The sequence below is a fragment of the Klebsiella sp. GG_Kp146 genome (assembly GCF_040061975.1).
In the GTDB taxonomy this organism is placed as follows: domain Bacteria; phylum Pseudomonadota; class Gammaproteobacteria; order Enterobacterales; family Enterobacteriaceae; genus Klebsiella; species Klebsiella quasipneumoniae.
The window spans coordinates 47,205-62,208 of the sequence record NZ_JBEAHA010000010.1 but is presented as its reverse complement, the minus strand read 5'-3'; the positions used below and the strand labels follow the sequence as shown (position 1 = coordinate 62,208).

Below are 15,004 nucleotides of genomic sequence, written 5' to 3'. Positions count from 1 at the left end.
GGAGGCACTGATGGCAAAATCAACCCATCCCCTATTGTTACGCCTCGCCCCCTGGCTGCTGCCGGTGGGAACGGTCATTGTCTGGCAGCTGGCGTCGTCCGTCGGCTGGCTGTCGACGCGGGTGCTGCCCTCGCCGGAGGGCGTATTGAAAGCGTTCTGGACGCTCTCGGCCAGCGGTGAGCTGTGGCAGCATCTGGCCATTAGCTCGTGGCGGGCGCTGGTCGGCTTCGCCATCGGCGGTTCCATTGGACTGGTGCTCGGCCTGATCAGCGGTCTGTCACGCTGGGGCGAGCGCCTGCTGGACACGTCGATCCAGATGCTGCGCAATGTGCCGCACCTGGCGCTGATCCCACTGGTGATCTTGTGGTTCGGTATCGATGAGACCGCCAAGATCTTCCTCGTATCGCTGGGCACCCTGTTCCCGATCTATATCAATACCTGGCACGGGATCCGCAATATCGACCGTGGGCTGGTGGAGATGGCGCGCAGCTATGGTTTATCCGGCTTTGCTCTTTTCCGTCACGTGATTTTACCCGGCGCCCTGCCCTCGATTATGGTCGGCGTGCGTTTTGCCCTCGGTCTGATGTGGCTGACGCTTATTGTCGCCGAAACCATTTCGGCGAACGCCGGTATCGGCTACCTGGCGATGAATGCCCGTGAATTCCTGCAAACCGACGTGGTGGTGGTCGCCATCATTCTTTACGCCATTCTTGGCAAACTGGCCGACGTCAGCGCCCAGCTGCTGGAGCGGCTCTGGCTGCGCTGGAACCCGGCGTATCATCTTCAGGAGGCTAACGCATGAACACTGCCCGTCTGAACCCAGGTATCCCGCTGCTGCTGAACGGGGTGACTAAACGCTATGGCGACAACACCATTCTTAACGAGCTGGATCTGCATATCCCCAGCGGCCAGTTTGTGGCGGTGGTGGGCCGCAGCGGCGGCGGCAAAAGCACCCTGCTGCGCCTGCTGGCGGGCCTGGAAAAGCCGAATGCCGGCGAGCTGCTGGCAGGCGCGACGCCGCTGGCGGCGATCCAGGACGACACCCGGATGATGTTTCAGGATGCGCGCCTGCTGCCGTGGAAAACGGTGATTGATAACGTGGGGCTGGGGTTAAAAGGCGCCTGGCGCGACGCCGCCCTGCAGGCGTTGGCCAGCGTCGGACTCGAGAGCCGCGCGCAGGAGTGGCCGGCGGCGCTATCGGGCGGGCAGAAGCAGCGCGTTGCGCTGGCCCGCGCGCTGATCCATCGCCCGCGCCTGCTGCTACTGGACGAGCCGCTGGGGGCGCTGGACGCCCTCACCCGTCTGGAGATGCAGGAGCTGATCGTCTCCCTGTGGCAGGAGCATGGCTTTACGGTCCTGCTGGTGACCCACGACGTCAGCGAAGCCGTGGCGATGGCCGACCGGGTGCTGTTGATTGAAGAGAAGAAGATCGGTCTCGATTTGAACGTGGATATTCCGCGACCGCGGCGCACCGGTTCGGCGAAGCTGGCCGAGCTGGAGGCGGAGGTGCTGGATCGGGTGATGAAACGCGGCAAGAGCGAGAGCGCACCGCGTTTGTTTAGTCATGGCTAACTAACGTCCCCGGCCCGCGCTTCGCTCGGCCGGGCTACCAAATCGCACAGCGCTGTAGCCCCGGTAAGCAAGAGCGCAACCGGGGATTTTGCCACCGTTACGCCAGCGCCTTACTGATTTTCTCGTACAGATCGCCTGAGAGATCCTTCAGCCCTTTCAACTGCTCCAGCGCGGCGCGCATCAGCGCCTGGCGTTTCTCATCATAACGCTTCAGACGAATCAACGGCTCAATCAGTCGCGATGCGACCTGCGGGTTGCGCTGGTTAAGCTCGGTCAGCATCTCCACCAGGAACTGGTAGCCGCTGCCGTCTTCAGCATGGAACGCCGCCGGGTTGCTGCTGGCGAAAGCGCCGATGAGGGACCGCACGCGGTTCGGGTTGCTCATGCTGAACGAACGATGGTTCAGCAGACCGCGTACCGTTTCGACCACATTGGCTGCCGGACTGGTGGACTGCAGGATAAACCACTTGTCCATCACCAGGCCGTCCTGATGCCATTTATCGTCATACTCCTGCATCAGCGCATCGCGGCACGGCAGCTCAGCGGCAACCGCCGCCGACAGCGCGGCCAGCGCGTCGGTCATGTTATCCGCCTGGTGATACTGCGCCGCCACCAGCTTATCGCCCAGCGTCGGCTCTGCGAACGCCAGATAGCGCAGGCAGGTATTGCGCAGGGTTCGCTTACCGATATCGGCGTGCTCCACCCGGTAGCTGTCGAGCTTATTGGCGTTATATACCGCAAGGAATTCGTCCGCCAGCTCGTTCGCCAGGGTGCGGGTGAGCGCCTCGCGCACGGTGGCGATGGCGATAGGATCGATAATGGCGAACATCTCGGCGATTTCGTTGGCCGACGGCAGGGTTAAGATCTCGGCGGCGAGCGCCGGGTCAATCTTCTCATCGAGCAGAATCGCGCGGAAGGCGTCCGCCACGTGCACCGGCAGCGACAGCGGCTGTCCCTGCTGATGACGGTTGACGTTCAGCTTGATGTAGGTCGCCAGCAGACTCTGCGCCGCATCCCAGCGCGAGAAATCATTCCGCGCATGGCGCATCAGGAAGGTCAGCTGCTGATCGCTCCACTTGTATTCCAGTTTCACCGGTGCTGAAAACTCGCACAGCAGGGCCGGGACCGGCTGGAAATAGACATTATCAAAGACGAAGGTCTGCTCAGACTGAGTCACATTAAGCACCGGGTGCAGCGGATGACCGCCCTTCTGCAGGGGGATCACCTTACCTTCGTTATCGTACAGCTCGATGGCAAACGGAATATGCAGCGGCTGTTTCTCAGCCTGCTCGGCAGTAGGCGGCGTGCGCTGGCTGATGGTCAGCGTATACTGCTCGGTTTCCGGGTTATAGTCGTCGTGGACGGTGACAATCGGCGTACCGGACTGGCTGTACCAGCGGCGGAAGTGCGACAGGTCGACGTTAGAAGCATCTTCCATCGCCTGGACGAAATCGTCGCAGGTGGCGGCGCTGCCGTCATGACGTTCGAAATATAGCTGCATCCCTTTCTGGAAGTTTTCTTCACCCAGCAGCGTGTGCAGCATGCGGATCACTTCGGCACCCTTTTCATAGACCGTCAGGGTGTAGAAGTTATTCATCTCGATAACCATATCCGGGCGGATCGGGTGCGCCATCGGGCTGGCGTCTTCGGCAAACTGCAGCCCGCGCATGGTGCGCACGTTGTTAATGCGGTTCACCGCCCGCGAGCCGAGGTCGGAACTGAACTCCTGATCGCGGAACACGGTCAGCCCCTCTTTCAGGCTGAGCTGGAACCAGTCGCGACAGGTGACGCGGTTGCCGGTCCAGTTATGGAAATACTCATGGCCAATCACCCGCTCGATATCGAGGTAGTCTTTATCGGTGGCAGTGTCGGTGCGGGCCAGGACATATTTGGAGTTAAAGACGTTCAGCCCTTTGTTTTCCATCGCTCCCATATTGAAGAAGTCGACGGCGACAATCATATAGATGTCGAGGTCGTACTCGAGGCCAAAGCGCTCCTCATCCCATTTCATGGAGTTTTTCAGCGAGGTCATCGCCCACGGCGCGCGGTCGAGGTTACCGCGGTCGACGTACAATTCCAGCGCCACTTCACGCCCGGAGCGGGTGGTAAAAGTGTCGCGCAGGACGTCGAAATCACCGGCCACCAGCGCAAACAGGTAGCACGGCTTCGGGAAGGGATCCTGCCACTGTACCCAGTGACGACCGTTCTCCAGTTCCCCTTCCGCCATCCGGTTGCCGTTGGAGAGCAGGAACGGATATTTGGCTTTATCGGCGATAATTTTGGTGGTAAAGCGCGCCAGCACATCCGGACGGTCCAGGTACCAGGTGATATGGCGGAAACCTTCCGCTTCACACTGGGTGCACAGCGCTTCGCCTGACTGATACAGGCCTTCCAGCGCGGTGTTCGCCGCCGGGCTGATCTCATTGACGATGGTCAGGGTGAAATGCTCCGGCAAGCCGCCGATCACCAGCTGATTGTTTTCTTCTTTATAGTCGCTCCACGGCTGGCCGTTCACCTGCAGAGCAATCAGGGTCAGATCTTCGCCGTCCAGGCGCAATGGCACATCAGACGCAGCCGCATGGCGGGAGACCTTGCTCTCGGCCGTAACAACGGTTTTTGCGGCATCCAGGTCAAAGGTCAAATCGATATCGCTAATCAGATACTCCGGCGCACGATAGTCGTGGCGGTATTTGGCTTGGGGCTGTTGTGTCATAAAAAACCTTTAGCATCTTCGGTAAAGTGTCGTCCCAGTCTATTCCTGTTGTGTCAATCGCGCTATGCAGAATCTTCATCTTTTCAACGTGAAACACGAAAATCGCTACATTTTGTTAACACTCGCGGCACGAATTGCCCTCGACCCGACGCAAAGCTTGTGGTGTGATCCATGTTCAATATATTAAACTAGGCCTCGCAAATGACCGTCAGCGTCGCCATCGCTCGCCATCGCGGGACAGAGCCGGGTAATAAAGGTATACTCCGCCTCCTTTTTCCGCGTTGGTTTCGATGGAACGCTCCAGTGAGAGGATGCTACTGCGCACCATGACACAATTCACTTCTCCTGTACTGCATTCGCTGCTTGATACGGATGCCTACAAGCTGCACATGCAGCAGGCTGTCTTCCACCGCTACGGCGATGTACATGTGGCGGCGGAGTTTCGCTGCCGTGGAGACGACCTGCTCGGCATTTATGCCGACGCGATCCGCGAGCAGGTGGAGTCCATGCGCGATCTGAGGCTGCGGGATGATGAATATCGCTGGCTGTCCACCCTTCCCTTTTTTCGCCAGGATTACCTCGACTGGCTGCGCGATTTTCGCTATGACCCGCGCCAGGTCACGGTCGCCAATGACAACGGCAAGCTGAACATTCGCCTCACCGGCCCGTGGCGGGAAGCCATCATGTGGGAAGTCCCCCTGCTGGCGGTGATAAGCGAGCTGGTCCATCGCTACCGTTCACCCGAGATGGGCGTTGAACAAGCGCTAAACGCGCTGGAGCATAAGCTAGGCGACTTCGCCACCATGACCGCTGACCTCGATATGAGCGCCTTCCGCCTGATGGATTTCGGCACCCGCCGTCGTTTTTCACGCGATGTACAGGAAGCCATTGTGCAACGCCTGCAGCAGGAGCCATGGTTTGTCGGCACCAGCAACTACGATCTGGCGCGCCGTCTGAACTTAACCCCGATGGGCACCCAGGCCCATGAGTGGTTCCAGGCCCACCAGCAGATCAGCCCGAACCTGGCCAGCAGCCAGCGGGCGGCCCTCGCCGCCTGGCTGGAAGAGTATCCTGACCAGCTGGGCATCGCGCTGACCGACTGCATCACCATGGATGCGTTCCTGCGCGATTTCGGTCCGGAGTTCGCCACCCGCTATCAGGGTTTGCGCCACGACTCCGGCGACCCGGTGGAATGGGGTGAAAAAGCCATCGCCCATTACCAGAAGCTGGGCATCGATCCGCTGAGCAAAGTGCTGGTCTTCTCCGATAATCTCGACCTGGCGAAAGCCGTCGACCTGTATCGCCACTTCGCCTCGCGGGTGAAGCTGAGCTTTGGTATTGGTACCCGTTTAACCTGCGATCTGCCGCAGGTTAAACCGCTCAATATCGTGATTAAGCTGGTGGAATGTAACGGCAAGCCGGTGGCGAAACTCTCCGACAGCCCGGGGAAAACCATCTGCCACGATAAGGCCTTCGTCCGCGCCCTGCGCGAGGCGTTCGACCTGCCGCCGATTAAAAAGGCGAGCTAAAAAACATGGCCCGACGGCATTCTGCTATCGGGCCAATCAATATCACTCCTGCGGCAGACAGGTTCTGACGACCTCGGCAAAATACTCCGCGCCAGTTAGCAATATCTCATCATTAAAGTCGTAGCAGGCATTATGCAACGGTGTATTGCCCTGAGCATCTGAACCATCGCCGTTGCCTAAAAAGATGAAACAGCCGGGGATTTTTTGCAGAAAAGCGCCAAAATCCTCCGAAATCATCATCTGTGCGACGTTGCCGTCCACCTTCTCAGCCCCTACCACGTTAATCGCAGCGGTGACCGCCACATCAACGCATTTCTGCCAGTTCACCGTTGGCGCAAATTCATGGGTATAGCTGAACTGGCACCTCGCACCGTGCATCGCGCAAATTGCTTCGCTAATGGTACGCATTCGTTCTTCGAGCAGCATCTGCACCTCCGGTACAAAGCTGCGCGTATCCCCTTTGATTTCAACATGCGTCGGAATCGCATTGCGGATGCCATCGGTGTGCAGTTCAGTACAGGAAATGACCGCTGGCACGTTCGGATCAATATTTCGCGAAACAATTGTCTGCAAAGCCAGGATGATTTCCGCCGCAATTACCAGCGGATCTTTCGCCATATGCGGCCGCGCCGCATGCGCTCCCTGCCCTTGAATACGAATAATAAAGTTATCTTCACTGGCCATAATGCCACCGACTCGCGTGGCGATAGTCCCGGCTTTCATACCCGGCATATTATGCAGACCGTAGATTTCCTCAATGCCAAAGCGTTCAATAACGCCATCGTCCATCATCGCTCTGGCGCCATAGCCAGGCTCCTCAGCAGGCTGAAAAACAAAGATGACCGTGCCGTTAAAATTCTGCCGCTGCAATAGCAACTGCGCCGCGCCCAATGCAATGCAGGTATGACCATCATGCCCGCAGCCGTGCATCCGATCGGCGGTCATGGAGCGGTAAGACCGGTCTCCCTGTTCGGTCAATTGAATGGCATCAATATCGGCACGAATAGCGATAACGCCCTTGCCGTCGCCGCATTTCAATCTCCCCACTACCCCGGTTTTGCCAATATCGCGGTGTACCTCAATGCCCATGGCCTCGAGCTTTTCGGCAATAAACCGTGAAGTATTCTGCTCTTCGAAGGCGCTTTCCGGATGGGCATGCAAATAGTGACGCCAGGCGATAAGCTGCTGCTTTAACTGTTGCTGATTCATTCTCTGCTCCTGTAAACATTAGTCCATACGCTGGGCGCGCTGTAAAACCACCTGCAGCAGCACATTGGCGCCAGCAATCAGGTCTTTGGCCGCACTGTGTTCTTTGACGTTGTGACTGATGCCATCAACGCAGGGGACAAAAATCATCCCGGCTGGACATACCGACGCCATAAATTGTGCATCGTGTCCAGCGCCGCTTGGCAAACGTCGGTAACTGAGCGCCTGACGCTCCGCCTCGGCTTCCACCGCATTGACGATCTCATCGGCAAAAATGACCGGTTCAAAGCGCACCAGTGAGCGGCTGGTTATCTCCACGCCCTCTTCCTGCGACGTTTTTGCGACAAATTCTGCCAGTTGCTGCTCCGCCAGACATAAGATCGCATTATCGGTATTGCGAAGATCCACTGACATAACGACATGGTTGGGAATGACGTTGATCAGATTAGGCTTCACGCTGAAATGCCCAACGGTAGCTACCTGATCACCACCAAGGCTTAACGCCAGCTCACGGGCAAAAACAGCGATTTTCGCAGCCGCCAGCCCGGCATCGCGTCTCATGGACATTGGGGTAGTACCCGCATGATTCGATACGCCTCTCAGGGTAAATTCCTGCCACGAAATACCCTGTACGCCGGTAACAACGCCAATATCAATTTGCTCTTTATCAAGAATCGGTCCCTGTTCGATATGCAGCTCAACGTAGCTATCTACCGCCATATCTCCCGGCTGACGTTCGCCCTTATAACCAATGTTACGCAGCGCTTCATCGAGCGTGATACCGTCGAGATCTTTTGCCGCGAGCGCCTGCGCCAACGGATACTCGCCGGCAAACACCACGCTGCCCATCATATCGGGCTGAAATCGCACCCCCTCCTCGTTAGTAAAGAAGGTTACCGCCAACGGTCGTCGGGGGCGGATCCCGGCATCCTGGAGGGTGGCAATCACCTCAAGGCCGGCCATAACGCCGTAGTTGCCATCGTATAACCCACCGGTAGCGACGGTATCGATATGTGACCCCATCATCACCATCGGCAACGTCTCCTCGCCGTGATAAACACCGGTGACATTACCGATAGCATCAATAGACACACTCAGGCCCAGGGACTTCATGCGGGCTACAACAAAGTCCCTGCCGGCTTTATCTTCGGCCGTCGCTGCCAGGCGGCATACGCCGCCGCCTTCCAGCGCACCATATTCGCCAAGCGCATACAGGGAATCGATAAGCCGTTGGCCGTTAATCTGCAGAAAATGACTCATAAAACATCTCGCTAGTGATGGTGGTTATTGGAACATGCCGTAAAAAATGGCAGAGACGGTGATAAGCCCGATCAGGGTGACGAAAACGTTGCTCGCTTTACCGCGCCAGGGGGCAAGCACCGGTAATTTATGAATGGCGTACATAGGCAACAGCAGAAGAATTGCCGCCCCGGTGGGACCGCTGATGCATTCGATAATACCGAGGATACTGGGGTTCTTGTACGCGGCGAACCAGCAGGTAAACACCATAAACACCAGGATGACCGCGTCGACGAGGCGAATGCCAGGTTTTTTCCCGCGTGCGGCGGCGGCCTCCAGAATCAGGTCGCGCAGCGATTCATAGGCGCCGATGTAGTGGCCAAGAAATGATTTAGTAATAGCGACAAAGGCGATAATCGGCGATAGCCAGGCAATAATCGGTGTATCGTACTGATTGGCCAGATAGGACAAAATCGACAGATTCTGGGCTTTGGCTTCCGCCAGTTGCTGCGGCGACAGGCTTAACACGCAGCTGAGAACAAAAAACAGCACCACCACCGTCATGAGCAGGATACCGTAGCGCTGGATCTGCGCGCATTTCCCCTCAGCGAGCGCCAGACCGTAACGCTGCTTCTGGCGCACCACCATCGGCGAAATGATGGGATAGTGGTTAAACGACATCACCAGTACCGGGAAGGTCATCCAGAGGGATAACATGATCCCCTGCCCATCGCCTGTGGCGCTGAAGCTTGCGGTTTGCAAAATTGCGCCGTTCCAGTGCGGAATCAGAAAAAGTGCCATAAAAATAAGCGAGATAATGAAGGGATAAACCAGGGTGCTCATCACCCGCATTATCAAACGCTGTCCAAAACGGACGATAAACATCAGCCCGAGGATCAGAACGATGGCCACCAGCGACCGGGGAGGCTCGGCCATTGCCAACTGGTGGGTGATAAAGCTCTGCGCGGTGTTGGTGATTGCCACCGCATACATAATCAAAATGGTATAGACAGCGAAGAAATAGATGACGGTAAACACTTTTCCCGCCAGCGCGCCAAAATGCTCGCCAATAACATCGGTAATACTGCTTTCCGGCGTATTGGAAGAGTAAATGAATCTCGCCAGACCGCGGTGAGCCAGATAAGTAATAGGAAAAGCGAGGACAAAAACAATCAGCAGCGGCCAGAAGCCGCCAATTCCGGCATTAATCGGCAGAAACAGCGCCCCGGCGCCAATTGCGGTACCGAAAAGGCCAAGGACCCAAACGGTATCTTCGCTATGCCACTTTGCGGGATCGGAACATCCTTTATTGATAATTATATTTTCAGTATTCATCGGTCAGGTTCTCTCTGTGCATGACGCGAAAGCGCGTATGTTTTCGTTATGAGTCAGAACGCTTGTCACACCGAGGGCTCGTAGGGTAGGTAAGATGGCCCCCTTGTTATTGTCGATAGCGCTCAACCATTACGGCCAAACCAGACGATGTCTTCATAGACATCGGGTGATGTATCTCCTTCCGTGCTGATTAACAGAACCTGTGCATCGGCATTCAGGCGCAGAGATTCGGCAAGCTCGCGATACTCCGGCTGAGTCATCAGCGCGTAAAGCACGCCAGTGCCGATAGCGCCGGATTCCCCGGAGACAAAAGGTTCGTCAGTACCTGGTCGCGGAGCGGCCAGCAGGCGCATGCCATTGGCGGCCAGACAATCGTCGGCGGAAATAAAACAGGTGGCATGGTCGCGGAGCATTGGCCAGCTGGTGATATTAGGTTCACCACAGGCAAGCCCGGCCATCAGGGTTGACATATCCCCGCCGACGCTGTGCGGCAGTCCGTCATTAATGGTTGCCGAGCGATACAGGCAGTTCGCCTTGTGCGGCTCAACGATGATGATGGTGGGAGCCTGCTGCTGCATCTTTTCGATGAAATATCCCATGATGCTGCCGGCAAACGACCCGACACCGGCTTGTAAAAACAGATGCGTCGGCATCGGCGCCCCGCTTTCTACCAATTGCTGCCAGATTTCAACAGCGAGGGTCATATAGCCTTGCATGATCCATGTGGGGATCTGCTCGTAGCCCTGCCAGGCGGTATCCTGGAGTAAAACCCATCCCTGCTCGCGCGCGGTTTTGGCCGCCAGCCGAACTGTGTCGTCGTAGTTCAGTTCAGTAATCGTGCATTCGGCGCCATGCCGGCGAATATTCTGCGCGCGTACCGGTGACGAGCCCTTTGGCATATACACCACCGCACGCAGCCCAAGCTGCTCAGCCGCCCACGCCACGCCACGTCCATGGTTACCGTCGGTAGCAGTCACAAATACGATGTCCTTGATACGCGCCTTAATCGCTGGTGAATTAAGCTCGGCAAAGCTCAACGTAGTAATATCTCGCTCAAGCAGAGCGGCGAGATATTTCCCCATCGCATAAGATCCGCCTAATCCTTTAAACGCATTCAAACCGAATCGCTGGGCTTCATCTTTTATATGGATCGACCCCAGGCCCAGCCGCTGGCTTAAAAATTCCAGCTTACGCAGCGGCGTGACCCGGTAATCAGGAAATTTTTGATGGAATGCCAGCACTTCGTTCCCCACGCTTTCATTGAGCAGACTCAAGTCTGCTCCCTGGCCATAGGGCTGCCGCCGGGCGTTGAGTTGAAATTTAATTGTGTCCACTATTCAGGCACCTCTATTTTCATATCGTCCTGCGACGATAACGTTATTTGCGACCATTCCGCCTAAACGACGGGTGCACGGATCCGTGCGGCCTGAGACAGGACGGTCGCTTTAAATTGGTTAAGTCGGAGTGTGAGAGGCTTTTTGTCGCGATATGCCGCTTTCCCACTGCCTGTGATGGTACACTGCGCCCGGCGGTTAATTGGCGCAAAGTTGCCCATCGCGCCGCAATTTTCACTCTGTTTTATGATTCTCACGCAACAACGTTGCATGAGTGAGGTTGATCACAGGCTTGCAGGACGAGATATATGATGAAACTTGACGCATGGGATAAAAAAATTCTTACGCTCTTGCAGCGTAATAATCGCTTGTCGCAACGGGAGATCGCCGATCGGATCAGCCTGTCTCCTTCGGCAGTCAATCGGCGTATCGCTGCACTTGAGGATGCAGGGGTGATTAAAGGCAGTGTTAGCTTAGTGGACGCCAGTAAAGTGGGAAGACCCATCACCATTATGGTGCAGGTGACCATTGAGAATGAACGTCTCGATCTGCTTGAGGAGGATAAACAGCGTTTCGTAACCTGTCCGCAAGTGCAGCAGGTCTACTATGTCACTGGCGACTTCGATTTTCTGCTCGTGATCAACGTCCGTGATATGGCGGAATACGAAGCGCTAACCCGTGAACTCTTTTTTGCCTCGGGAAATATCAAGTCTTTCCGGACCATCGTGTCGATGCAAAATGCGAAGCAGGAAATGACGGTCATTATCGAGTAAGTCGTGTAAAAGTCGAAATGGGGAGTCAAAGAACGCCCCGGAGGTGTATTTATTTCCGAAATCCACCCTTCCCTGTGCGAAATCTACTTGTCTGATGGAAGATGACAGGTAACATAGATATCCCCCCGCTGTAGGGGGAAGAGACTTTTTTATTGGACTATATAGAGAGATTATTATGAGCGTTGTGCCTGTAGCCGACGTACTCCAGGGCCGCGTTGCCGTTGACAGCGAAGTCACGGTCCGCGGATGGGTGCGTACCCGCCGAGATTCAAAAGCTGGCTTTTCATTCCTCGCCGTCTATGACGGTTCCTGCTTTGATCCTGTACAGGCCGTTATTAATAATTCTCTGCCCAATTACAATCAGGAAGTGCTGCGTCTGACCACCGGTTGCTCGGTGATTGTCACCGGTAAAGTCGTGGCTTCCCAGGGCCAGGGTCAAAGCTTTGAGATCCAGGCGACCAACGTGGAAGTGACCGGCTGGGTGGAAGACCCGGACACCTACCCGATGGCGGCCAAGCGTCACAGCATCGAGTATCTGCGTGAAGTGGCCCACCTGCGTCCGCGCACCAACCTGATCGGCGCGGTTGCCCGCGTGCGTCACACCCTGGCGCAGGCGCTGCATCGCTTCTTTGATGAGCAGGGCTTCTTCTGGGTCTCCACCCCGCTGATCACCGCCTCCGATACCGAAGGCGCCGGCGAAATGTTCCGCGTGTCGACGCTGGATCTGGAAAACCTGCCGCGTAACGATCAGGGCAAAGTCGATTTCGACAAAGACTTCTTCGGTAAAGAGTCGTTCCTGACCGTTTCCGGCCAGCTGAACGGCGAGACCTATGCCTGCGCGCTGTCGAAGATTTACACCTTCGGCCCGACCTTCCGTGCGGAAAACTCCAACACCAGCCGCCACCTGGCGGAGTTCTGGATGCTGGAGCCGGAAGTGGCCTTCGCTAACCTGAACGATGTTGCCGGCCTGGCGGAAGCGATGCTCAAGTACGTCTTTAAAGCGGTACTGGAAGAGCGCGCGGACGACATGCAGTTCTTCGCCGAGCGCGTTGATAAAGACGCTATCGACCGTCTGCAGCGCTTTATCACCGCTGATTTTGCGCAGGTGGATTATACCGACGCCGTCACTATTCTGGAAAACTGCGGCAAGCAGTTCGAGAACCCGGTGTACTGGGGCGTGGATCTCTCCTCCGAGCACGAACGTTACCTGGCTGAAGAACACTTCAAAGCGCCGGTGGTAGTGAAAAACTATCCGAAAGATATTAAAGCCTTCTACATGCGCCTTAACGAAGACGGTAAAACCGTCGCGGCAATGGACGTCCTGGCGCCGGGTATTGGCGAGATCATCGGCGGTTCCCAACGTGAAGAGCGCCTCGACGTGCTCGACGCGCGTATGGCCGAGATGGGTCTGAATAAAGAAGACTACTGGTGGTATCGCGACCTGCGCCGCTACGGCACCGTTCCACACTCCGGCTTTGGCCTGGGCTTCGAGCGTCTGATTGCCTACGTGACCGGCGTGCAGAACGTCCGCGATGTCATCCCGTTCCCGCGGACCCCGCGCAACGCGACATTCTAAATTTTTCTGACATAAACCTGAAAGGCCAGCGCAAGCTGGCCTTTTTTTATGTCAATTACTGTTATCAAAATTCAACAAACTTAAACATCAAGGCCTCGGATTCACATTTATGTTACGCACTGTTTCGGTGCATCCGGGTGATGCAGATCGCACTTTATGTTCATAACAGAGCAAAACCCCTGATAAATTTGCTCATTTTTTAACCACGCGCCGCACGTCTTGCCAAGACAAAGGCTGAATAAAAAGAAGGCGAATTCAACACACAAAATGAGCAAATTTACGCTTATCCAAATTAATCATAAATAATTCATATAGATAGATATGGGAAGGCGATTTACCTCACCATGTGGAACGGAATTTTGATTAAGTTCACAAAGTTCCCATAAATACATATTTAGTTACATGTTTTTTCTTTTTGTTACTCATATGAGATATTAGTAGCATTTTCCGGCTAGCGAAACGTTGTCGCGGATGGAAAGATGCCTTCAGACACCAAACTCTCATCAATGGTTCTGTAAGTTTTTATTGACAGAACTTATTGACGGCAGTGGCACGTGTTCATATAAAAAATATTAATGAGGGTAATAAATAATGATGAAGCGCAATATTCTGGCAGTGGTGATCCCTGCCCTGCTGGTAGCCGGTGCAGCTAACGCTGCAGAAATCTATAACAAAAACGGCAACAAACTGGACTTCTACGGAAAAATGGTCGGCGAGCACGTCTGGACCACCAATGGCAAGACCAGCAGCGACGATACCACCTACGCCCGTATCGGCCTGAAAGGCGAAACCCAGATCAACGATCAGCTGACCGGCTACGGTCAGTGGGAATACAACATGGACGCCTCCAATGTTGAAGGTTCCCAGCCGACGAAAACCCGTCTGGCGTTCGCAGGTCTGAAAGCGGGCGAGTATGGTTCATTCGACTACGGCCGTAACTACGGCGCGATCTACGACGTCGAAGCAGCAACCGATATGCTGGTTGAATGGGGTGGCGACGGTTGGAACTACACCGACAACTACATGACCGGCCGTACCAACGGCGTGGCAACCTACCGTAACTCTGACTTCTTCGGTCTGGTTGACGGCCTGAGCTTCGCGCTGCAGTACCAGGGTAAAAACGACCACGACCGTTCTATCAGTAAGCAGAATGGCGACGGCTTCAGCACCGCGGCGACCTACGCGTTCGACAACGGTATCGCGCTCTCCGCAGGTTACGCTAATTCCAACCGCAGCAGCGCGCAGAAAGCTGACGGTAATGGCGACAAAGCCGAAGCCTGGGCGACCTCTGCTAAGTATGACGCCAACAACGTCTATGCAGCCGTCATGTACTCCCAGACCTACAATATGACTCCTGAGAGCAACCCGTCTGATGCACCTGCCACCGCTAAAAAGTATTTTGCAGGTAAAACTCAAAACTTTGAAGCGGTTGTACAGTATCAGTTCGACTTCGGCCTGCGTCCGTCCATCGGCTACGTGCAGACCAAAGGTAAAAATCTGCAGGCACGTCCAGGTACTGATTTCGAAGGCGGCGATGCGGATCTGGTTAAATACATTGAAGTGGGAACCTGGTACTACTTCAACAAGAACATGAACGTCTACGCTGCGTATAAATTCAACCAGCTGAGCGACAACGATTACACCAAAGCAGCTGGCGTAGCGACCGACGACCAGGCGGCCGTGGGTATCGTTTACCAGTTCTAATCTGCAGTACACCCCTTCGTGAT

Annotated in this window: 11 protein-coding genes; 6 read left to right on the top strand and 5 right to left on the bottom strand. The window is 55.6% G+C overall.

Features of this window, described 5'->3' with window-relative positions; all coding sequences use genetic code 11:
- The first annotated feature begins 10 nt into the window (after nt 1–10).
- Together ssuC and ssuB are read left to right on the top strand one after the other, a co-directional pair.
- On the top strand, nt 11–802 hold the full coding sequence (gene ssuC / locus ABLU95_RS11615; RefSeq protein ID WP_004201413.1) for an aliphatic sulfonate ABC transporter permease SsuC: 792 nt from the start codon (nt 11–13) through the stop codon (nt 800–802).
- Nucleotides 799–1,572 (top strand): aliphatic sulfonates ABC transporter ATP-binding protein, encoded by a 774-nt coding sequence (gene ssuB, locus ABLU95_RS11610; RefSeq protein WP_023289039.1) that lies wholly within the window; start codon nt 799–801, stop codon nt 1,570–1,572. Before ssuC ends, ssuB begins: the two co-directional genes overlap by 4 nt.
- A 97-nt stretch (nt 1,573–1,669) precedes the next feature.
- Here ssuB and pepN read toward each other — a convergent pair whose 3' ends face one another.
- On the bottom strand, nt 1,670–4,285 hold the full coding sequence (gene pepN / locus ABLU95_RS11605) for an aminopeptidase N (protein ID WP_348879613.1): 2,616 nt from the start codon (nt 4,283–4,285) through the stop codon (nt 1,670–1,672).
- 326 nt (nt 4,286–4,611) lie between these two features.
- On the opposite strand from pepN, the gene pncB reads away from it, so the two are divergent.
- Nucleotides 4,612–5,814 carry a nicotinate phosphoribosyltransferase gene (gene pncB, locus ABLU95_RS11600; RefSeq protein ID WP_032428717.1) on the top strand — a complete coding sequence of 401 codons (1,203 nt, stop codon included), beginning with the start codon at nt 4,612–4,614 and terminating at the stop codon, nt 5,812–5,814.
- A 42-nt stretch (nt 5,815–5,856) separates the two neighbouring features.
- On the opposite strand, the gene ABLU95_RS11595 is transcribed toward pncB, so the two are convergent.
- The 4 genes from ABLU95_RS11595 to dpaL all read right to left on the bottom strand — a co-directional run bounded on the left by ABLU95_RS11595 (nt 5,857) and on the right by dpaL (nt 10,928).
- Complete coding sequence (locus tag ABLU95_RS11595; RefSeq protein WP_262962897.1) at nt 5,857–7,023, bottom strand: M20 aminoacylase family protein; 1,167 nt, start codon at nt 7,021–7,023, stop codon at nt 5,857–5,859.
- Between the two features lie 18 nt (nt 7,024–7,041).
- Entirely contained in the window at nt 7,042–8,280 is a 1,239-nt protein-coding gene (locus ABLU95_RS11590) for a Zn-dependent hydrolase (protein ID WP_049014861.1), read from the bottom strand.
- Nucleotides 8,281–8,304: 24 nt separating this feature from the next.
- On the bottom strand, nt 8,305–9,594 hold the full coding sequence (locus ABLU95_RS11585; protein WP_348879612.1) for an aromatic amino acid transport family protein: 1,290 nt from the start codon (nt 9,592–9,594) through the stop codon (nt 8,305–8,307).
- Between the two features lie 122 nt (nt 9,595–9,716).
- The gene (gene dpaL, locus ABLU95_RS11580) at nt 9,717–10,928 is read right to left on the bottom strand and encodes a diaminopropionate ammonia-lyase (protein ID WP_072096462.1); all 1,212 of its coding nucleotides are present in this window, start codon (nt 10,926–10,928) and stop codon (nt 9,717–9,719) included.
- A gap of 311 nt (nt 10,929–11,239) precedes the next feature.
- Between dpaL and ABLU95_RS11575 the strand changes: the two genes are divergently transcribed.
- The 3 genes from ABLU95_RS11575 to ABLU95_RS11565 all read left to right on the top strand — a co-directional run bounded on the left by ABLU95_RS11575 (nt 11,240) and on the right by ABLU95_RS11565 (nt 14,981).
- Nucleotides 11,240–11,701, top strand: coding sequence for an Lrp/AsnC family transcriptional regulator (locus ABLU95_RS11575; RefSeq protein WP_002898209.1), 462 nt, complete (start codon nt 11,240–11,242; stop codon nt 11,699–11,701).
- Between the two features lie 175 nt (nt 11,702–11,876).
- Nucleotides 11,877–13,277, top strand: coding sequence for an asparagine--tRNA ligase (asnS, locus tag ABLU95_RS11570; protein ID WP_017899452.1), 1,401 nt, complete (start codon nt 11,877–11,879; stop codon nt 13,275–13,277).
- 591 nt (nt 13,278–13,868) lie between these two features.
- Complete coding sequence (locus tag ABLU95_RS11565) at nt 13,869–14,981, top strand: porin (RefSeq protein WP_087849036.1); 1,113 nt, start codon at nt 13,869–13,871, stop codon at nt 14,979–14,981.
- The last annotated feature ends 23 nt before the right edge of the window (nt 14,982–15,004 follow it).